Here is a 20,950-nt window from a genome sequence, read left to right as displayed (position 1 = left end):
CACGGAGCCGTTCTCGTTTTATCGACCCCCGAAGGGGCTGCATACAGGGCAGATAAAATTGTTGTCTGTCGAGCGTTGACACACGAGAAGGCATCTGTCTATCATGAAGTGGTCTACCAGTAAACCGGAATACCAAAAGAACGAAAATGCCCGTTGTGGCGTCACGACACGAAAGTGTTGGATCTGTCCGACTTTTGAGAACGTATGGTGATCACGCTGCGAGGATAGATGTTTCGCGCCGCAATGGCCTGAGATCAACGCCGTCTGTTGGGGTCCAGATGTAATCGCCGGTGAGACTGATGTGCTGCCAGCCGAGTGGGGTAATGTGTTTGATGATGTCAAGCGGCGTGGGAATGCCATCTCGGTTGAGCTCGGCGAACGCCGGTTCAAGATAGAGTGTGTTCCAGTAGACGATGGCGTTGATTAGCAGGTTCAGTCCAGATGCTCGGTAGAACTGGCTCTCGAAAGTCCGGTCGCGCAATTCTCCGAGGCGATTGAAGAACAGTGCGCGGGCCAAGGTGTTCTGGGATTCGCTCTTGTTGAGGCCGGCCGTCGCGTTCCTGCGCATTTCGGGGTTCTGCCACCACTGGGGCAGAAAGATGGACCGATTGATGCGACCGAGATCGCGTAGCGCCAACGCCAGTCCGTTCTGGCGTGGGAATGCGGACAGCTTTGCCAACAGGGTCGAAGGCCGAACCTGCCCGGAACGGATCGTCGTGACCAGCCGCAGGATGTCGTTCCAGTTTGCCTTGATCCGCTCGACGTTGATGTGCTCGCCAACGAGCGGCGCCAGGTTTTCGGGAGGCGCGTCGCGCGGGAAAAGATAGAGCTTGCGATCCTTGAGACCGCGCAGCCGAGGCACAATCTGGAAACCAACGAGATGGCAAAGGGCGAAGCTCATATCGCTTACCCCGCCGGTATCGACATAGTGGGTTCCGATGGCGAGATCGCTGCCATGATAGAGCAGTCCATCGAGGACATAGATGGCTTCGCTCGCATTGGCATTCATGGCGATGATGTAGAAAGCGCCGTACTGGTCAGAGGTGAACCGGTAGAATTTGGCGCCGGGGTTGGGACCATAGCGGCCGTTGAGGTCGCCGATCGCCTCGGCGTGTCCGCCCGCCGGAAAATACTGGCCATCGGAGGATGACGTTGTTCCATCGCCCCACAAGCTTGCCAGAGGCAATTGCCTCTGGGCGTTGACGAGAATGGCGTGCGCGGCCGTGTAACCTTCCTCGCGAATATGCCAGTCGTGCGCCCAGGCGAGTTGGCGCATCGTAATGCCGGGGGAAACGTCCGCCATTCTCGTGAGACCGAGATTGATCCCGTCCGCCAGGATGGCGGTGAGGAGCGCAAGCTTGTTGTCGGCCGTCCGACCGCTGCGCAAATGGGTAAAGGCGTTCGAAAATTCCGTTCGGGCGTCAACCTCGAGCAAAAGGTCAGTGATGCGGATCGCAGGCAGACGGCTTTCCACCTTTAGCTTCAGCGACTTGGCGATGTCCGGAAACATAGCCTTGTGCGGCGTGACGCTAAACCCCGCCCCGGTCAGTTCTACATCGTCGAGCTCGCCGGCTGCGGCCAGACGCGAGAGGTCAGCCAGTCCATCGTTCAGCAGCTGGCGCTGTTGGCGAAGATACGTCTCGACATCGGTATCAACGGCGATTGGAAGCGGTCCTTCCTCACGCATCAGCTCGAATGTCGGCGTGGGAATGAGAAAGCTTTCGAAAGACTGGAAGCGTTTGGCTCCTTCCACCCAGACATCGCCCGCATCGAGCCGGCGCTTCAATTCGCTGAACAGGCAAAGCTCATAAGCCCTGCGATCAATCTTTCCATCTTTGAGTATGAGAGGCATCCAGCCCTTCGGCGCAAAGGAGATCGGTGCCTTGTCGGGTATGGTCCTTTTGCCCGTACGATATAGACCCGCGACCACGGATAGCGCCCGCAAGAGGTTCGCCGCCACTGCGTGACCGCGGAACACGAGAGTGGAGAGAAACTGTGGCGCCAGTTTCCTGATCGTCGGATAGCGCTGGAGCATTTCGATTTTACCGTCGATAACATCCGGCGCGATCAGCGTATCGACCGCCTGGACACTGGTTGTAAAAGCTGGCCATTGGATGACCAGATCAAGCGCTTTGGCCATGTCCTCACCCTTCTCTCTGGCCTTGATGATCGCATGGCAGACTTTTGAAACGTCCTTCAACGGCGTCTGCACTTCCCGAACGGATCGGGTGACGCGAGCAGCCGCCTGGTTATTGGCTCGCCGCGTCAGGATGCCCATGAGTTTCTTGAACATGTCGATCGCGCAATCGGTGAGATGGCGGGAAAGGTGGAGCACTGTTGCAGCCAGGACAGCATGTCGGCGTTCGGTGTTAAGGTCGCGCAGATGCTGCGCGCTCATTCGCGTCCCCTCTGCAGCAAATTCGTCAAAGACCTTGGCCGGAATGCGATCCATCAACGTCGTCGGCAGGTTCAGAGACCGGAGAAAGCGAATGCGCTCGGCAATTCTGTCGAGGTTGACGGCGGCTGGCGACAATGCTGGCGTTCTCGCCCAGGCAAGAATAGTCACGCTTGTCCCCTCACGCGGATCGAGAAGCTTGTCCAGATCGAGCTTTTGGCCTTCTGAGATCCCGCCGGCCAAGGCCCGATGAGCAATACGAATGCCGCGCCTGATCGCCACATGAATGATGGCTTCGAGCGCTGGCCGCGCTGGCAAGAGAATTCTCCTGCGTCGCAGTTCTTCCACGACCATATCCGCCAATACATCGGCGTGGCGCAGGGTTTGTGCGGCAGGTGTCAGCCAGCCTGTGAGTGCCCGCACGTCCGAAGGCACAAACGGACGCATCTGCATTCTGTCGAAAAGCAGGGCCAGATGCTCGCGCCGCGTCTGTGGGCGCTCGAAATAACGTTCGATCTCATGGTGATCGACGCCGATCTGCCGCGCCAGAAATCGTAAGACGCCAGCCGGCAGGACCTCGCCATCCGCAAGCGGTCGGCCAGGGTATCGTAGCGTGGCCAGAACACAGGCGAGGCCCAGTCTGTTCGAGGCCTTGTTCTGTCGCATGATCAGGTCGAGATCCGATCGATCCAGCGTGTAATGTTTGGCGATCTCCCTTTCGTTATCCGGGATGATCGTCGCCTGTTGCCACCATGCCTCGCTCAGTAATGCTCTTCGCACCATTCTCTGATCTTCCCGTTTCGCCGCGGAGAGTGCAGCGAAACGGAAAATGCGTGTCCGACAAACGAACGTTTCGCGGCATCCACAGTTCTTGTCCGCAAACCTTGTCATGAAACGGCAAATCGGACAAACCACGTCTCATGACCGCTATCGGCTATGCAAGGGTCTCCACCGGCGACCAGGACACCGCCCTGCAACTCGACGCTTTGCGCAAAGCAGGTTGTGAAAGGCTGTTCGAGGATAAGGCATCCGGCACGAAGACTGACCGACTCGGATTGGCGGAGGCGATCCGCTACGTTCGCGACGGCGACACGCTCACAGTCTGGAAGCTCGACCGCCTCGGCCGGTTGATGAAGCACCTCATCGAGATCATCACCGAACTGGAGGCCAAAGGCGTCGGCTTCCGATCCATCACCGAAAACATCGACACCACGACATCCGGCGGTCGCCTGGTCTTCCACCTGTTCGGCGCGCTGGCACAGTTCGAGCGCGATCTGATCCGGGAACGAACACGTGCCGGTCTGCAAGCCGCAGAGGAACGCGGCCGACGCGGTGGCCGACAAGTCGTCGTAACCCCGGACAAACTTGCCAAAGCCCGCCAGCATCTGGCGGCCGGTTTGAACGTCCGGGAAGCCGCGGCCCGCGTGAAAATCGGGAAAACCGCCCTCTACGAAGCTCTCAAGGCCGAAAAAGCAACGACATCCACGGTCAAACCAACCTGAGTTCCGGATACGTTCTTAAAAGTCGGACAGATTCGCCACTTTCGTGTCGTGAAGCCATATCGACCCGCCGCCATCGACGCCGGCTCCAGCAGTCCCTGTTCGCAAAGAACCAAAGCCGAAGGCGCAGATGCGGGCGAAGGTGGATTTCCGGCTGCAGGGTTTTCGCGGTCTCGCCAAAACCTGGCGCGACCGTGCGCGCGACAATATCGCCGCCATCCTGCTGGCGAACGAGATCGAACGTCACGGATTGCCGGCCCGACCTGACCAGCAGGAAAGGTTGATCAAGTTCACCGGTTTCGGTGCATCGGATCTGGCCAACGGCATTTTCCGGCGTCCCGGCGACGAGGCGTTTCGCAAAGGCTGGGAGGAGCTCGGCGGCAATCTGGAAAGTGCCGTTGCGGCAGGGGACTACGCGTCTCTGGCGCGGTGCACGCAATATGCCCACTTCACTCCGGAATTTATCGTTCGTGCCATCTGGTCGGGCCTAATCCGCATGGGGTTCAAGGGCGGTCGGATCCTGGAGCCGGGCATCGGCACGGGTATGTTTCCGGCGCTCATGCCCGAGGCGCTCTCCAAGGTGAGCCACGTCACCGGCGTCGAGCTCGATCCCGTCACCGCCCGCATCGTTCGGCTGCTACAACCGCGGGCCACGATCATCACAAGTGATTTCGCCCGGACGGATCTGCCAGCCCATTTCGATCTGGCGATCGGCAATCCGCCGTTTTCTGACAGGACGGTGAAGAGCGATCCGGCCTTCCGGTCTCTCGGTTTCCGGCTGCACGATTACTTTATTGCCAAGTCCCTCGACCGGCTGAAGCCGGGCGGTCTTGCCGCTTTCGTGACCTCGTCCGGCACGATGGACAAGGCCGACGCCCGCGCCCGCGAACACATCGCTGGCATGGCCGATCTCGTTGGTGCAATCCGCCTGCCCGAAGGCAGCTTTCGCGCCGACGCCGGAACGGATGTGGTCGTCGATATTCTCTTTTTCCGGAAGCGACGAGCCGACGACCAGGCTGGAAGCGGCAACTGGCTTGATCTCGCGGATGTCCAGTCTGCAGGTGAGGGCGACAGCGTCCGTATCAACAGGTGGTTCGTTGATCACCCCGACATGGTGCTGGGCCGCCATGCGATGACGTCAGGTCCATTCGGCGAGACCTATACCTGCCTCCCGTTCGGTAATGATCTCGAAACGAGCCTGAACGACGCGATCAGTCGGCTATCGGCCGACCTCTACGACGGTGATGTCACGCCGATCGATTTCGCGCTCGAGGACGAGGTGACCGAGGCGACGGCAGAGCGGCCAGACGATCCCAAGGTGCGCGAGGGAAGCTATTTCATTGGCAAGGCCACGGCGCTGATGCAGTTGGTGGATGGGATCGCTGTCCCGGTCAAGGTCAGGAAGGGCCGCAGCACTGATGGCATCTTTGCCAAGCACGCCCTGATCATCCGAAAGCTGATCCCGATCCGCGATGCGGTCCGGCTCATTCTCAAGCTTCAGGAACGCGACCAGCCGTGGACTCAGGCGCAGGTCTCGCTGCGCATCGCCTGGTCGAGCTTCGTGCGAGAATTCGGCCCGATCAACTTCACGTCCGTTTCGACATCGGAGGATCCGGAAACCGGTGAAGTCAGGGAGGTCCATCGCCGGCCGAATCTTGCGCCTTTCCTCGACGATCCCGATTGCTGGTTGGTCGCCTCCATTGAGGACTATGATCTGGAGACCAACACAGCGAAGCCAGGACCGATCTTTACCGAGCGGGTGATCGCGCCTCCGCCCACACCCCTGATCACCTCTGCAATAGACGCGCTCGCTGTGGTTCTCAACGAACGCGGTCATGTCGACCCCGATCATATTGCCGAGTTGCTGCATCGTGACGTGGAAGGTGTGATCGATGAGTTGGGTGAATCCATCTTCCGCGATCCGTCCAGCGGCTCCTGGCAGATGTCAGATGCCTATTTGTCCGGCGCGGTCCGGTCGAAGCTGGTAGCTGCACGCGCGGCCGCGGACCTAGATCCCGCATTCGCGCGCAATGTTGCGGCGCTGGAGCGCGTCCAGCCCGCCGATCTCAGGCCCTCGGATATCACCGCACGCCTCGGCGCGCCTTGGATTCCTGCCGATGACGTTGTTGCCTTCGTCCGGCAGACCATGGACGCCGAGATCTCCATCCATCATCTCCCGGAACTGGCGACATGGACGGTCAATGCCCGGCAGCTTGAATGGTCTGCGGCAGGCACGACGGAATGGGGCACCCATCGCCGCCATGCGGGCCAGCTGCTGTCGGACGCCCTGAACTCCTCCGTGCCGCAGATCTTCGACACGGTCCGCGATGGCGAGACCGAGCGCCGGGTGTTGAACACGGTGGAGACGGAAGCCGCCAAGGAAAAGCTTGCCAAGATCAAGACCGCCTTCCAGTCGTGGATCTGGTCTGATCCGGATCGCACCGACCGGTTGGCGCGGGTCTATAACGACACGTTCAACAACATCGCGCCGCGATCCTTCAACGGTGCCCATCTCCAACTACCGGGCGCTTGCTGCGCGCTTTCTTTGTACGGTCATCAGAAGCGCGGCATCTGGCGGATCATTTCGGCTGGCGCCACCTATCTCGCCCATGCCGTCGGTGCTGGAAAGACGCTGACTATGGCCGCCGCCATTATGGAACAGCGCCGGCTCGGGCTGATCAACAAGGCGATGCTGGTCGTGCCCGGCCATTGCCTGGCGCAGGCGGCCCGCGAGTTTCTGGCGCTCTATCCCAACGCACGGATCCTGATTGCCGACGAGACCAACTTTGTCAGGGAGAAGCGACACCGCTTTCTGTCGCGGGCTGCCACCGCCAACTGGGATGCCATAATCATCACGCACTCGGCGTTCCGCTTCATCTCCGTTCCCTCATCGTTCGAGGCTCAGATGATCCAGGACGAATTGGAGCTCTACGAGGAGCTGCTGATCAAGGTCGAGCGCGACGACCGACTGTCGCGCAAGCGCGTTGAACGCATGAAGGAAGGTCACAAGGAACGGCTGGAAGCGCTGGCCACCCGCAAGGACGACCTGCTGACCCTCTCGGAGCTCGGCATCGACCAGATCATCGTCGACGAGGCGCAGGAATTCCGCAAGCTGTCGTTCGCCACCAACATGTCGACCCTGCGCGGTGTCGATCCGAACGGTTCGCAGCGTGCCTGGGATCTGTTCGTCAAATCCCGCTTCCTCGAGACGAAGAACCCCGGCAGGGCGCTGGTGCTGGCTTCGGGAACGCCGATCACCAACACGCTCGGCGAGATGTTCTCCGTGCAGCGGATGATGGATCCGGCAGCATTGTCGGAACGTGGTCTGCACGAGTTCGACGCATGGGCCTCGACCTTCGGCGATACCTCGACCGAACTCGAACTGCAGCCGTCGGGCAAATACAAGCCGGTCACCCGCTTCAGCCAGTTCGTCAATGTGCCGGAACTGATTGCCATGTTCCGCTCCTTCGCCGACGTTGTGCTGCCCGTCGATCTGAAAACCTATGTGAAAGTGCCGGAGGTCTCCGGCGGCAAGCGCCAGATCGTCACCGCCGAGCCGACGGCCGCTTTCAAGTCCTACCAGAAACAGCTGGACGCGCGGATCAAGGCGATCGAGATGCGCGATGGCCCGGCCAAGCCCGGCGATGACATCCTTCTCTCGGTCATCACCGACGGACGTCACGCCGCGATCGATCTGCGCCTGGTTGATCAGGCCATGGGCAATGAGACCGCCAACAAGCTCAACGCGCTTGTCTCCAACGCCCACCGGATTTGGCAGGAAACGGGAGGGGCGGAGTATCGTCGCAAGGACGGAAAGCCGTTCGACCGGCCGGGCGCCGGCCAGCTCATCTTCTCCGATCTCGGCACGATCAATGTCGAGGCGACGCGGGGTTTTTCCGCCTATCGCTGGATCCGCGATGAGCTCGTCCGCCTAGGCGTGCCGGCTCCCGAAATCGCCTTCATGCAGGATTACAAGAAGTCGGATGCCAAGCAGCGGTTGTTCAACGACTTCAATGCCGGCAAGGTCCGCGTCCTGATCGGGTCCTCGGAGACAATGGGCACCGGCGTCAACGTTCAGGCCCGGTTGAAGGCGCTGCATCACCTCGACGTGCCATGGCTCCCATCGCAGATCGAGCAGCGCGAGGGCCGGATCATCCGCCAAGGCAACCAGCATGACGAGGTCGACGTCTTCGCCTACGCAACGCTCGGCAGCCTCGACGCCACCATGTGGCAGAACAATGAGCGCAAGGCTCGTTTCATTGCCGCCGCCCTGTCAGGCGACACCAGCGTTCGACGGCTTGAGGATATGGGCGAGGGGCAGGCCAATCAGTTCGCCATGGCCAAAGCGATTGCTTCAGGCGACGAGCGGCTGATGCAGAAGGCGGGGCTGGAGGCTGAAATCGCCCGTCTTGACCGGCTGCGGGCCGCCCATATCGACGATCAGCATGCGATCCGCCGGCAGATCCGTGACGCTGAACGCGATATCGAGTTTTCCAGCCGCCGGATCGCGGATGTGGGGAGCGACATCGCCCGTTTGGTTCCGACCGCGGGCGACGCATTCTCGATACAGGTCGGAAGCGAAGATTTCGATGAACGCAAACTGGCTGGACGCGCGCTTATGAAGGAGATTCTCACGCTGGTTCAGCTTCAGCAGGAGAATGAGGTGAGCATCGCCACGATCGGCGGTTTCGATCTTGGCTATCATGGCGAGCGGTTCGGCAAGGACGGTTATCGCTACGAGACGTTTCTCAAACGCACTGGTGGCGACTACGAGATCGACCTGGCTGTCACCACCACGCCGATCGGCGCGATCTCCCGGCTCGAACATGCGCTTGGCGGGTTTGAACAGGAACGCGAGAACCATCGCAATAGGCTCGTCGATGCGAAACGACGTCTCGCCTCCTATACGCCGCGTTTGGGAGAGAGCTTCTCATTCGAAGCCGAACTCGAACTCAAACTGAGCCATCTGGACGAGATCGAAAGGGATCTTGCGGCAACCGCCGATGAACCAGAGGAGGATCGTCAGGAAGCCGCGTAAAAAACGGCATATTCACCGTCACTTGAAACGGGGTCGGACCATACACATTTATCGGTCATCACCCGTTTCGATGGTTTGCCTCACAGTGGCGATTGCCGCGCGTTTGAAACTGTCCGGGTTGGAAGGGCGCTCCCCGAAAGGGTAGAGCGCCCTTTCATTTTGGCACCTTCGGGCGCTACTCGCCGAGTTTGTAGATCGCCGCGTTATCTTGCACATCTCGCAGACCCTTGTATGAGGCATGCCGCAGCTTGCCGTCGTCGGTCCAGGCGCGGTATTCGATCTCGGCAATCAAAGTCGGTTGAACGAAGACGGCCCCCTTCTTGTCGACGGGAACGGGAGCACGCCTGGTCTTCAGCGTGTCCAGCATCCGGCGCAGTTCGATAGTGTCTTTCTCTTTGAAGCCAGTCCCGACCGAACCGACATAGACGAACGCGTCGCCCTGGTAGGCTGCGAGCAACAGGCTGCCGATCCCGCCGCGTGCTGCAGAGGACGGCTCGTATCCGACAATCACAAAGCTTTCGCTCTGGATGCATTTGATCTTCAGCCAGTCGCCGAGCCGGCCCGAACGATAGGCACTGTCGCGGTGCTTGGCGATAATGCCTTCGAGGCCGTGCTCGCGCGCGGCCGCCAGAAGTGTCGCTCCATCGGCTTCGAGCATCTCGGAGACGCGGATCGCTCCGTCGCTTTCGCCGATCAGGTCTTCCAGCAGGTGACGACGTCCGGAAAGCTCCATCTTCGTCAGGTCATGGCCATCGAAATACAACAGGTCGAATGCGTAGAGGATAGCATCGTCTGACGCTTGTCTGCCCCCGCGCCCGCCAAGCGAACGCTGCAGCGCCCAGAAGTCCGAGCGGCCCTCGGCATCGAGCACGACGGCTTCCCCATCGAGAATGGCTGTCCCGACGCCAAGCTTGCGCGCAGCGGCGGCGATTGCCGGAAACCTGTCGGTCCAGTCATGACCGCCGCGGGTGATGATCCGCACCGAGTTTGGCTCGATGTGAACCGCAATACGATAGCCGTCCCATTTGATTTCATAGATCCAGTCCGGTCCCGATGGCGGTTTTGCTTTCAACAACGCCAGGCACGGTTCGATGCGATCGGGCATCGGGTCGAAAGGAAGTTGCGGCTGCGCCGGATCGCGGGGTTTGCGCGGTCGCGAGCGGATCGGAGCGTCCGTCTCCCGCAAAAGCGGCTGGGATTTCTGGCGCGGCGGCTTTGTCATGGCCAGAGTTCAGCAGCAATTGCTTAAAATCGTGTGACATCGCTTGGAAATGGAAGGGAGGACGACGAGGGAGGGGACGAAGGAGGCAAGGAAACCGGTTCGCAAGGACGGTCCAACGGCTGCCGGTTCCCTCAATCGCGCCTGTCGCCGAGACCGGGCCAGCTTGTCTCGCAAGGCAGGTGTGCCTCGCTCTCCCGCAAGCCAGATCTGCTCCGGCGCAATTGCAGCCGCCGGCCCATCCTGCGGTTCGGGAGGTGTCTTCGAGATGAAGATGAGGAGGCAAGGACAGTCCGTCCGCCAAAAACCGAGAGGTCATTCCCATGCAGTTGATTACAGCCGATCCGCGCAGCCTGAAGGACAATCCCGACCGGTCCCGCCAGTCGAAATCCTCGCCACAGTCCGACGCGATGCTCCGCGCATCGATCAGGGCCATCGGCGTCGTGCAGCCGCCGATCGTCAAACTCGATCCGGAAGGCGGCAACAGCTACATCATCGTCTTCGGTCACCGCCGCACCGCCCAGGCGATTGCCGCGGATCTTTTGGAAATCCCCCTGCTGCTCGCTGATCCCTCAGACGATCTCGGCGCCATGCAGTCCTTTGCGGAAAACATCGCCCGCGAACCGCTGAACCCTGTCGATCAGTGGCGCGCCATTGAGCGGCTGGTGGCTCTCGGATGGACCGAGGAGTCGATCGCCATGGCGCTGGCACTCACGAGCCGGCAGATCCGCAAACTGCGGCTGCTCGCCAACATCCTGCCCGCCATGCTCGACCAGATGGCGCGGGGTGATATGCCGAACGAGCAGCAGCTGCGCACGATCGCCGCCGCAGGCCAGGACGAACAGGCCGAGGTCTGGAAGAAGTATAAGCCGAAGAAGCAGGAGCCGCAGGTCTCGTGGTGGGAGGTTGCCCGGGCACTGACCACGACCCGGATGCTGGCCAAACATGCAAGTTTCGGCGACGATCTGGCGCAGGCTTACGGCATCACCTGGGTCGAGGATCTGTTTGCACCCGCCGATGAAGACAGCCGCTACACCACCGATGTCGAGGCATTCCTCGGGGCGCAGCAGGAATGGCTTGCCAACAACCTGCCCAAGCGCGGCTCGGTTATCGAGACCAATGAATACGGCCAGGCTAAGCTGCCTGCCAAAGCACAACAGGTCTACGGCAAGCCGGGCAAAGGCGACCTGACCGGCTGGTACATTAACGCGCGCGATGGCTCGGTTCAGTCCGTTGCCTACCGCATGCCGGAAGTGAAGAAGCCCAAGCTGGTCAAGGATGCGGATGGTGTCGAAACCGTCGTTGACGAGGTCGAGGTAACCAAGGCGCGGCCCGACGTGACCCAGAAGGGTCTCGACATGATCGGCGATCTGCGCACCGATGCTCTGCACGAGGCGCTCGCCCGGGCGCCGATCGAGGACGACACTCTGATGGCTCTGCTCATTCTCGCCTTCACCGGCACAAATGTCAGCATTGCCAGCGGCGCATCGGACAATCCCTACGGTCATGCCAAATGCGGCCCGCATGCTGCCCGGCTGATTGGCGAGGACGGCAAGCTGTCCTTCGATCGACAGACACTGGTGCAGGCTGCGCGCTCGGTCCTGATCGAAGTCCTTTCGCTTCGGCGCAATCGCTCCGATAGCGGCCTGATCGCCCGTATTGCCGGCGACGCTGTCGGCGCTGATGAGTTCCTGGTCAATATGGCGACGGAAGACTTCCTCTCATGCCTGTCACGCACTGCGCTGGAGGCGACCGCGGAAACGGCGGGCGTGCCCGGTCGGATCAAAGTGAAGGATACCCGTGCGGCTCTGGTCGAGCATTTTGCCGTGGGAAAGCTGGTGCATCCAGCAGCGCTGCTCGCGCCTTCCACTGAGGACGTGCGGTCGTGGGCTGGACGTTACACCACCGTCGACAGCGGATTGGAGGATGCCGACGACGTTCCCGATACGCTCGAAGATCGGCCTTCCGGTTGTGGAATTGTGGACCATTCGGCCGCCGTGGAAGAGGCCGACCAGGGTTTTCGCGAGGCCGCCGAATAGCATCAGGCACCAGGATCTGAACCGACGCCGCTGGCTCACGCTGGCGGCGTTTTTGTTTCCAGCGATCAGAAGGAGTTTGTCATGGCAGAGATCCATGATGACATGGCCACAGAAAAAGCGGTGCATGAGGCTGAACTAAGGTCATTGGACCGGCCGACGATACAAGCAGGAGCATCGACGCCTTGGGGCATGGCACAGGTCTCGCGGCGATATGCCGACGATATCGTTCTGCATTCGACCGCCAGCCATGGTGGTTTCCACCTCGACGAAAATGCCAATACCATCGTCCATGCCCTCTATCGTAATGACACCGAATTTTACGAAGAGGATTGTGAATGGGCGAAGGTTGCCCATGCTTTCCCGGATCTATTCACGACCTATGAACGTCGGTTGGCCGATCGGACGCTTCGCGACTATTTCCCTGATGCCTACGAGCGCGTCATGGGCATCAAACTGACTGGCAGCCAGTCTCATATGCGCGACCGACAGGATTTCGAGAGTCTCCATTGCAATAACTGGGTGGTCATCGCGGCACTCAGTTCCGATCACCAACCGGGTTTCGTCGAATGCATCGCGACGCTGGGCGGGATCCGGGGCGAGACCGGCGCACGACGGTTCCTGGTTCCACGCTCCGACTACACGATCGGCCGGCATGGCTTCGTCATCGATCCAGCCAAGCACGAGCCATATGACGGTCCGTCGAGCTTCGTGACCTGGGCGGCAAGGCAATGACTGATGCGCTCACAGACAGCCACCCTCCCCGAAATCAGGTGATCGATTTCATCGAGCTCTATCGCAGGATCTGGGCACGGCAGCAGGATTATCGCTCCCGGCGGGCTGAGCTGACACGACAAACGAAGGCGCGGTGGACCTGCAAGGCATGGCATGGCCAACCATCGAATACTGCACGCATATCAACGGAGCCGGGTGAGAGCGGAAGCCCGGCCAACGCGAGGGTGCGATAAAGCGTTGATCGAAGCGCGGAAGAGACCCCACAGGGCAACCGGCTTGCAATGGCGTGTGCTTGCCCCGAGATTTGTCAGGGCCCCCAGTGGGTGACGCGGCGTTGCCAGGGTCGGATCGGGGATGGCGATTGCATCATGCTGTCGTGGACCAGATCGTCGGCCGGCACAGCACCTCGGTTTTGCTGCGGTCTGACATGGGCGCGTCCCGGTCAAAGGCCGCTGGCGCGCCGCGTTGCGGCAGGAGCATCGCCTCGTTGCAAGGCAGGCCCGCGTCTGCCGCAGCCCGCTTAAAGGCGGGCCGCACCATCCGCAAACCGTCCTCGCTCCTCTTGGCGATGCCCTGACCTTGGGCCGGGCCACTAATGCCCCTGTCCTTTTGCCCGCACCCGAGGGGCTGAGCCGGATGACAACCGGCACCCCGGGCTTCGCTGAAAACATCGCTCATAAAGGATCCGATCATGGCACCGCTCAACCGCTCCACCCAGAAATACCGTCCCGCCAAATCCCAACGCGCCACCACCCTCGAAATGGTCAGGCTCGCCTGCCCCAACGCCACCCAGGCACTGCGCATCTCCGAAAGCTTCGGCCTTGCCCTCATCGACAGCGACGGGATCCGCGACCTCCATCGCGGCCAGTTGATCGAAAGCGCCGACGCCCTGAAGGAGGGCCTTGCCGAAAAGGCGATGCAGATCCACATGCAACGCATCGTCGGATCGTTTGTCGGCTCAGCCTATGGCGCCGGGCAATTCTACAGCCGAGCGGTCACAGAAGCCCGCGATCTCACCACGAAACTCTCCAACGATACCAGGGACGAGGACCTCGACGGCCCGGTCGGCTTCGACAGCCGCGCCCAGCGCAAGCGCGAGTTCGCAGCCGACATGGGCCTGCAGGCCCACGTGCTTCGCATGGCAGCCGAAGGTGCGGTCTCCGCCTACGAAGACATCACCGGAGAGACCTGGAAGCCCTATGAGCGCACGGTCGAACAGCCCGCCAACTCGATCGACAGACAAGCCGCGACTGCCCAGATGTCAGCGTTCGAGTAGCCGAGCCGCGGGGCTTCGGCCCCGCTTTTCACCAGCGTCCGGTACCGTCCCTACAACCTGGTTCGGAAAAAGAAAAAAGGGCCGACGGAAAACCGCGGCCCATAAAGTGTGAAGGTCATGGACCTCCAGAGGGGAACAGCTGCTGCGGCGGAACTGGGAGGAAGCCGCCATGTGCATCAGCTGAAGTCTTTATGCCCGAATTTTCAACACGCTGCACCTAATTTTTGTGCAGTGCAGCTATGCGTTGGGCAATGAGGTGACTGTTCAGGCGCTTTTCAAAGTGCTGGCGCTCCTCAGGTGACCTGTGTCCGGTAACACTGTCAAAATGCAGGGTTCACTTGAAAGCAAGGTTGCCGGTGTCATCAACTTTTCGCAATTCCGGTCTTGGCAGCGAATGAAGCCAGCCATATTCTCGGGCATGGCCAAATTCTTCCCAACTCTCGAACCGCAACACCATCGCTTCATCGTGGCACAGCACATGTTCTTCACCGCATCGGCAGCGCCGACCGGTCATGTCAACATGTCTCCGCGCAGCACGGACATGTTTCGTATCCTTGGCGACAACGCCGCGGTGTATCTCGACCGCACCGGCAGCGGCAACGAGACCGCTGCCCATCTGGGGATAAACGACCGCCTCACCATCATGTTCTGTGCGGTTTCGGGGCCGCCGCTCATCATGCGGCTTTTCGGCAAAGGGCGCGTCATCCATCGCGATAGCGACGAGTTCGCCAGCCTGCTGGACGAGCGGTTCGATGGCAAGGCGCCGCTTGGCGCGCGGCAGATGATAAGGCTCGACTTCGATCTGGTGCAGACATCCTGCGGCTACGGCGTACCGTTGTTTGAATACCAGGAAGAGCGCCCGCAGATGGACGCCTGGGCCAGAGCCAAGGGCGTCGACGGGATCGAGGACTACTGGCGGGAAAAGAATCAGGTCAGCCTCGACGGCTTTCCGACCGGCCTTTTCGAAACGCCCGGCGAGCGGTAGCACCGGCTCTCGCGCCAACACCCAGCTTATGGACAGTAAATCGATTCCAGAAGCAGCAACCGCCGCGTCCGTGGTCGGCGTAGGTCGCCCGCTGGGTGTCAGCGCCAACACGATAAGTGGCCGCTTGAACGACGCTGAAAACCCGCATGGAGCTGCCGACGAGAAGGTAGAGCGGTTCCCTGTACGGTTGATCATCAAGGCCTGGCGCCGCGACCCGCTAAGCGAGGGGCTCTTACAATGCTCCATTCCCGGCAGCCTCCCACATGCAGTCGTTGGCTCCGACCATTCGATCCGGGTTGTTGGTGCTTTGCACATATCCTTATTGGCCACCATCAGCTGATGCCATAGCCGTACCACTTGATCTGTCAGCTGGCACGTCCACTGCGGTCTCGATGCGGCATGTCTGACCAAAGACCACCTCGCGATGCTCGGCTCGATCGGCATCCGCAACGGCCGGCTCGTTTTCTTCCCCTGTGCGCTGAAGCGCCCATTCCTCGCGAGGCATATGTGGACACCCCCTCGGTCAAGCCTTTCTTCTGATCTTTTTGAACCCGGCTGGCTGCTCGCATATGTCCGGCCTCTCTGATGATCGGCCGAACGGCCGCGGGCCTTGATGAAATCCGCGGATCATGGTCCCAATCAAAAAAGCGCATTCTGCAGATGCAGTCTCGCGAACGGGTTGTCCTGATCCCCGGCGGAACCGGTATTCATCACGATCGTCTGGCAGGCCCTCCGAACTCGGTGACGCTGGTGCGTCGGTTTCTATGCGATGGCGTTTGTGTATACCGTCTGCCGAGTCATCACGGCCCATGCGATCCGCGCCATCTTGTTCGCCAGCGCCACGGTCGTCAGGCGCGGGGGCTTCGTTAACAACAATTTCCTGACCCACTCGATGAGCGGCCCGTGCATCTTATGCCTGACATGCCTGAGGACGGCTGTCGCGCCGACGATCAGCAGCGTTCGCAGATATCGGTTCCCGGCCTTCGTGATCCTGCCGAGGCGCTCTTTTCCTCCAGACGAATTCGATCGTGGCGTCAGCCCGAGCCATGCGGCAAATTCTCGCCCCGACCTGAAGACTGACGCATCAGGCACCGTCGCCGCCAGTGCTGTGGCAGTGATGACGCCGACGCCCGGGATCGTCGCAAGCCTGCGGCCTGCTTCGCTCGTTCGTTGCCATTCGCGTATCTTGGCTTCAAGTGTCCTGACCTCGGCGGTCAGGGAGTCGATTTGCCTGGCCAAGGATACGACAATGTCAGTCACGAGCGGCGGAACGTCCAGCTCTGTCGGCTCGTGTGCGAGCACCCGCTCGACGAGCTCTGCCGTTCTTTCGATCCCGACCGGCGCCACGATGCCGATCTCGGTGAGATGGCCTCGTAAGGCGTTCACCAGCATGGTCCTCTGCCGGATGAGGAGAGCACGCGACTTGTGCACCATCAGGATCGACTGCTGCGACGCGGTTTTGATTGGAACGAACCGCATGGTCGGCCGGGTCACAGCCTCGCAGATCGCCTCGGCATCCACCATGTCGTTCTTCCCCCGCTTCACGTACGGCTTCACATAAGCCGGCGCCATCAGCTTGACCTCATGGCCCATGCCTGTCAGTTCGCGAGCCCAGTGATGCGCGGAGCCGCACGCCTCCATGCCGATCAGACTCGGCTCCAGCTTGGCAAAGAATGCAAGAAGGTGTGTGCGCCGGAGTTTCTGAGCGATCACGACACGACTGCTGTCATCAATGCCGTGAACCTGGAAGACATTCTTTGCAAGGTCGATTCCGATTGTCAGCCTGGACATCCCGTTTCCTTTCCAACGTTTGATTGGTCCCTGCCGATATTCTCGGCGGTAGTGGTGGGGGTGTCCACATCATCAAGAAAGCCTCTCCTTTGGCCGTCCTCCACTGCGTTTCGGCCTTTCAGGTGCAGGCCGATCGTCCCCGGTCCTATCGACTGCCATCGAGGCCGCGATGGACGCGGCCCGAACAACCGAAAAGGATTACGACAATGGCAACCATCGGCTCTTTCACCGCTTCCGGCAACGGCTTCTCCGGCACCATCAAAACCCTCAACCTCAACGTCAAGGCAACCATCCGCGCCGTCGAGCGCACCTCCGAGAAAGGCCCTGACTACCGCATCCTCGCGGGAGCCACGGAATTCGGCGCAGGCTGGAAGAAGACCTCGAACGAAGGCCGCGACTACCTCTCGGTCAAGCTCGACGACCCGAGCTTCCCGGCCCCGATCTACGCAACGCTGATCGAGGTCGAAGGCGAGGAAGGCCTCTCCCTCATCTGGTCCCGGTCGAACCGGGACTGAGACTGGATGCCCCGCCTGCCAAGGCGGGGCTCTCCGCTACCGGGATCACTTGTTCAGTGCATCCTTGAGCGCCTTGGCAGGCGCGAAGGTCAGCTTCTTCGAAGCGGCAACAGTCATCTTTTCTCCGGTCGCGGGATTGCGGCCCTCGCGCTCCGGCGATGCCTGTCGGGTAGGAACGACCCGTTGCCGGGCCGCTCCTCCCTAAGAACTGTACGTGCGAGTTTCCCAGCATACAGCTCAAGCCTCCGCCAAGCCCTGTTTGACCAGAGCCGCCAGTTCCTGTGCATCGGTATGAGATGTGGAATCACCGGGCCGATCCGTAACTTCCGACGGCAGACCGCGCCTTCCGGCGAAGTAGCTGTCCCACATGGGATCGAAAGGATTCGCTTCGGCCCGGATTTTGCAGTGGCGACGTATCGGTACGTCGGACGCGTGGATGAGGCGGATGAACTTGAGGTTTCCTGCCTTATCCTTCATCCCTGCGCGGAATACCCAGTCTCGTGTACCTTCCCGAGCGAAGTAACGATACTTCACCCAGCGAAGCGGCTTGTCCGGGTGTCTACGACAGGCCCACTGCCAGAGACACTTCCAGATGAGATGATCGACCTTGCGGAAGGTCTCCTTCGCCACCTGGTTGTGATGATAATTGGTCCATCCCCTTATGACCGGGTTCAGCCGCATTATCAGATACTCCTGCTTCACATCGGCGGCACCCTTGATGATCGTCCGAATCTTGCGCATAAACGCCACCACGTTCTTTTTGGCGGGTTTGATGTGGGTATGCCCATCATATCTGCGCACGTTCCAGCCGAGGAAGTCGAAACCTTCCTCGACCCGCACGATGCGAGTCTTTTCTTCAGACAGAGACAGACCTCGTTCCGACAGAAAGTCCTCGACTAGAGATTTCGCCTCCTCAAGCACCTCTTTCGAAGCACCTGTGACGACGAAGTCATCGGCGTAACGTATCAAGTGGACCTTGGTCAGGCTGTTGCGACGTCTTGGGCCGTAGAAGTCCCGTAACATCTTTTCCATTCCGTCCAAGGCCATGTTAGCGAGCGTGGGCGAGATTATTCCCCCTTGCGGAGTACCCGCTTTCGTCGCGTGCCAATCACCATCCTGTATGTAACCGGAGTCCAGCCATTTCCGGAGCACCACCTTGTCCATGGGGATGTTGGCGATGAGCCAGTCTTTGCTGATTTCGTCGAAGCAACCAGCAATGTCCGCATCTAAGACCCATTCCGCCGTGCCTCGTCCGCGCAGAGCAATATAGCACTGGCGGGCCGCATCACGGGTCGCTCGAAACGGTCGGAAACCGTACGAATTCGGGTCTGCCGTCGTTTCCGCGACAGGTAGCAGAGCGAGCAGGTGAAGTGCCTGCATGGCCCTGTCCTTCATCGTCGGAATACCGAGCGGACGCAGTTTCTTGCTATTTGCTTTCGGGATATATACCCGCCTCAACGGCAAAGGATGATACCCACGCCGTTTGAGCGACAATAATCCTCTGACGCACTTACCCGGTGTGTCCCAGATGATCCGGTCCACTCCGGGTGTTCTCTTTCCCTGATTTCCAGTAACCCGTTTCACGGCAAGCGCTTTGCCGCTGAACGAGTGGGTCAGCAGCCGTTGCAAGGCTTTCACCTTGCCCCAGCGACCTTCCCTAACCGCCTTCGCAATACGCATCTGCAGCCGTCGCACGTGTTGGTAAGCCTTGCGCCAGTCAATCTGGTCCCAGCTCACCGCTTCGCGGGAGGCCGCACCAGTCACTGTTGTGACCGTCATTTGCCTGTCCTCCTGCCGAGGGTTCTGCACATTCTCTCGCGACGGGAGACCCGTCGGAAGTCTGCCCCCTTTCGGGCGGGGTGATGTTGGCGAGCCGCAACCCCTGTCCAAACCATTACAGTCCGGCGTTCGCTTTCTCCGACATCCTCTGCCCGCACCGCCAACAACTTTCCTTGCGGTCGGCCTGCCCGTTGCCGGGCGACGATACGGGTTTACCGTGTTTCACCTAAATAACGCGGGTGGGTTAGATCCTGCCTATCCGCCGGCGGTCCTTCGTCCGTGTGCCTCCAAAGTAAAGGGAAGCAGCCGACCGCACACCTTTTGGTTCAAGCCTGTCAGCATCTTTGGCTTGTCAAATTTCACGACGTTTATCAGCAGTTCATTTGCATTGATCATACCACCCAGCCTAGCGCCTCATCCGCACTGATGCTCGCAGAAGATGCCTCAGCCTCACGACATCGGCATGGCCCGAAGGCCCGGCTACATTGTCCCGACAGCTTCAAACCGGACCGTTACCAGTCCCGCATGTGCCGGTAGGCTACTGATGACGGAACATCAGGTTTGTCCCGGAATATAAATCCCGTACAAACAATTACTTAGGCAACTTTCACGTCGCACTGACCTTAAACTTCCCGAAGCCTGGGATCGAGGTTTCAGCATCGGAGCCTGCGGCATCGGCGATGGCCTGGAAGACGGCCTCGACAATGCCCTTGGCCTGAACCTTCGTCAGGCCGTTATCGGCTGCAATCTTGTCGGCGATTTCATTGGTGGTGGTCATGGAATTCCTCGCATGTTGTTATCAAAGATAAAATCCGTGTCAGCTTATGACCGGATTGTCATCGGCGACGATGGAGACGAGGATCAGATCCGTGGGATGTCCACAGGTCGTTTTGGCCGATAACCTCGTTTGGGCTTCTCGCGAAGCACGTCGAGGAACAGGTTAATGGCCTGGCGCTCATTGTCGAACAGACGCACCATCTGCTGTCCGCGCGTTCCGATCCGGCCCCAGGCGCGCGCCAGCGACACCTCTCCGAACAATGTCGGCTGAACAGCAAGCGCATAGAACTGCGCCATGTTCTGTTCCGGCGCGATACGCTCGACATAGATGTGGTAGGGCTGCGTGATCATGCCCGTAGAATCGCGCGTTCGTAATCTGCCGTCCAATGAGAGTTTTGAATCGGTCGGGCATCATCGATTCACAACAATGATCCGCCGGCGCCCGGATCATTCGCACCAGCTGCGACGTGATCCTTCCCACTTCCGAGCCAGGCCTTCGGCGACGAGAAGATCGCCGACCGATCGTCGCTCCCGATAGACGATCCTGAGCTTGCGACCGAAGCGATCTTCATCCCTTGCGGTCGTCTTGAACGAGAGCGGACCCGAATTGAGAATGTCGAGCAGACGCTGTTTCGCCGCAAGTCCGCGCTTGCGTTCGCGCTCGCATCTTGGCGGGCTGAGCTCCGGCGTGTCGATGTCGGCGATCCTGATCTTCTCACCTCGAAACCAGAACGTATCACCATCCACCACGCAGGTGATACGTTGCCCGCTTCCGCAGATAGAGAAGGCTTCGTTCACGCTGCTTGCACTACTTGAAGGCTGGGCGGAAGCGCCAGATGCGAGGAAGCCAATGGCTAAGGGGGATAGGCTGGCAATTGCCGTAAAAAGTCTCAATGTCATGTCGC

General features: G+C 60.2%; 15 protein-coding genes and 2 pseudogenes. 8 read left to right on the top strand and 9 right to left on the bottom strand.

Annotated elements, in window-relative coordinates; all coding sequences use genetic code 11:
• Window positions 1-211 precede the first annotated feature (211 nt).
• The gene (locus IEI95_RS07400; RefSeq protein ID WP_070167330.1) at window positions 212-3,178 is read right to left on the bottom strand and encodes a Tn3 family transposase; all 2,967 of its coding nucleotides are present in this window, start codon (window positions 3,176-3,178) and stop codon (window positions 212-214) included.
• Window positions 3,179-3,315: 137 nt separating this feature from the next.
• Between IEI95_RS07400 and IEI95_RS07395 the strand changes: the two genes are divergently transcribed.
• On the top strand, window positions 3,316-3,897 hold the full coding sequence (locus IEI95_RS07395; protein ID WP_060716698.1) for a recombinase family protein: 582 nt from the start codon (window positions 3,316-3,318) through the stop codon (window positions 3,895-3,897).
• A gap of 127 nt (window positions 3,898-4,024) precedes the next feature.
• The gene (locus IEI95_RS07390; protein ID WP_194416231.1) at window positions 4,025-8,932 is read left to right on the top strand and encodes a helicase-like domain-containing protein; all 4,908 of its coding nucleotides are present in this window, start codon (window positions 4,025-4,027) and stop codon (window positions 8,930-8,932) included.
• A gap of 175 nt (window positions 8,933-9,107) precedes the next feature.
• Here the strand turns inward: IEI95_RS07390 and ligD are convergent, their stop codons facing one another.
• The gene (ligD, locus tag IEI95_RS07385) at window positions 9,108-10,154 is read right to left on the bottom strand and encodes a non-homologous end-joining DNA ligase (protein WP_194416230.1); all 1,047 of its coding nucleotides are present in this window, start codon (window positions 10,152-10,154) and stop codon (window positions 9,108-9,110) included.
• A gap of 320 nt (window positions 10,155-10,474) precedes the next feature.
• Between ligD and IEI95_RS07380 the strand changes: the two genes are divergently transcribed.
• Window positions 10,475-12,190 carry a ParB/RepB/Spo0J family partition protein gene (locus IEI95_RS07380; RefSeq protein WP_194416229.1) on the top strand — a complete coding sequence of 572 codons (1,716 nt, stop codon included), beginning with the start codon at window positions 10,475-10,477 and terminating at the stop codon, window positions 12,188-12,190.
• An 81-nt stretch (window positions 12,191-12,271) separates the two neighbouring features.
• A complete protein-coding gene (locus IEI95_RS07375; RefSeq protein ID WP_194416228.1) occupies window positions 12,272-12,922 on the top strand; it encodes a DUF7007 domain-containing protein in 651 nt (216 codons plus the stop codon).
• Between the two features lie 366 nt (window positions 12,923-13,288).
• Here the strand turns inward: IEI95_RS07375 and IEI95_RS07370 are convergent, their stop codons facing one another.
• The gene (locus tag IEI95_RS07370) at window positions 13,289-13,600 is read right to left on the bottom strand and encodes a hypothetical protein (protein ID WP_194416227.1); all 312 of its coding nucleotides are present in this window, start codon (window positions 13,598-13,600) and stop codon (window positions 13,289-13,291) included.
• A 13-nt stretch (window positions 13,601-13,613) separates the two neighbouring features.
• Between IEI95_RS07370 and IEI95_RS07365 the strand changes: the two genes are divergently transcribed.
• The 3 genes from IEI95_RS07365 to IEI95_RS07355 all read left to right on the top strand — a co-directional run bounded on the left by IEI95_RS07365 (window position 13,614) and on the right by IEI95_RS07355 (window position 15,523).
• Window positions 13,614-14,198 (top strand): hypothetical protein, encoded by a 585-nt coding sequence (locus IEI95_RS07365; protein WP_194416226.1) that lies wholly within the window; start codon window positions 13,614-13,616, stop codon window positions 14,196-14,198.
• Window positions 14,199-14,592: 394 nt separating this feature from the next.
• On the top strand, window positions 14,593-15,183 hold the full coding sequence (locus IEI95_RS07360; RefSeq protein ID WP_337926565.1) for a pyridoxamine 5'-phosphate oxidase family protein: 591 nt from the start codon (window positions 14,593-14,595) through the stop codon (window positions 15,181-15,183).
• Window positions 15,184-15,211: 28 nt separating this feature from the next.
• Window positions 15,212-15,523, top strand: a complete 312-nt coding sequence (locus IEI95_RS07355) for a hypothetical protein (protein ID WP_194416225.1) — start codon at window positions 15,212-15,214, stop codon at window positions 15,521-15,523.
• Window positions 15,524-15,945: 422 nt separating this feature from the next.
• Here IEI95_RS07355 and IEI95_RS07350 read toward each other — a convergent pair whose 3' ends face one another.
• Window positions 15,946-16,974 carry an IS110 family RNA-guided transposase gene (locus IEI95_RS07350; protein ID WP_060718548.1) on the bottom strand — a complete coding sequence of 343 codons (1,029 nt, stop codon included), beginning with the start codon at window positions 16,972-16,974 and terminating at the stop codon, window positions 15,946-15,948.
• Between the two features lie 206 nt (window positions 16,975-17,180).
• On the opposite strand from IEI95_RS07350, the gene IEI95_RS07345 reads away from it, so the two are divergent.
• Window positions 17,181-17,489, top strand: a complete 309-nt coding sequence (locus tag IEI95_RS07345; RefSeq protein ID WP_020046828.1) for a DUF736 domain-containing protein — start codon at window positions 17,181-17,183, stop codon at window positions 17,487-17,489.
• A gap of 45 nt (window positions 17,490-17,534) precedes the next feature.
• Here IEI95_RS07345 and IEI95_RS07340 read toward each other — a convergent pair.
• From IEI95_RS07340 to IEI95_RS07320, 5 genes and pseudogenes are all read right to left on the bottom strand, one after another.
• Window positions 17,535-17,648, bottom strand: a pseudogene (locus IEI95_RS07340) (HU family DNA-binding protein); the annotation flags it as partial.
• Between the two features lie 78 nt (window positions 17,649-17,726).
• Complete coding sequence (gene ltrA, locus IEI95_RS07335; protein ID WP_194415678.1) at window positions 17,727-19,268, bottom strand: group II intron reverse transcriptase/maturase; 1,542 nt, start codon at window positions 19,266-19,268, stop codon at window positions 17,727-17,729.
• A 610-nt stretch (window positions 19,269-19,878) separates the two neighbouring features.
• Window positions 19,879-20,046: pseudogene (locus IEI95_RS07330) on the bottom strand (HU family DNA-binding protein); the annotation flags it as partial.
• 83 nt (window positions 20,047-20,129) lie between these two features.
• Complete coding sequence (locus IEI95_RS07325) at window positions 20,130-20,396, bottom strand: WGR domain-containing protein (RefSeq protein WP_194416224.1); 267 nt, start codon at window positions 20,394-20,396, stop codon at window positions 20,130-20,132.
• A 96-nt stretch (window positions 20,397-20,492) separates the two neighbouring features.
• Window positions 20,493-20,945: a thermonuclease family protein gene (locus IEI95_RS07320; protein WP_194416223.1), complete on the bottom strand. Its 453-nt coding sequence runs from the start codon at window positions 20,943-20,945 to the stop codon at window positions 20,493-20,495.
• Window positions 20,946-20,950: the final 5 nt, after the last annotated feature.

It is taken from the genome of Agrobacterium vitis (assembly GCF_014926405.1).
Classification (GTDB): domain Bacteria; phylum Pseudomonadota; class Alphaproteobacteria; order Rhizobiales; family Rhizobiaceae; genus Allorhizobium; species Allorhizobium vitis_H.
Note: the sequence above shows the minus strand (reverse complement) of the source record. Positions and strands in the feature narration are given on the sequence as shown.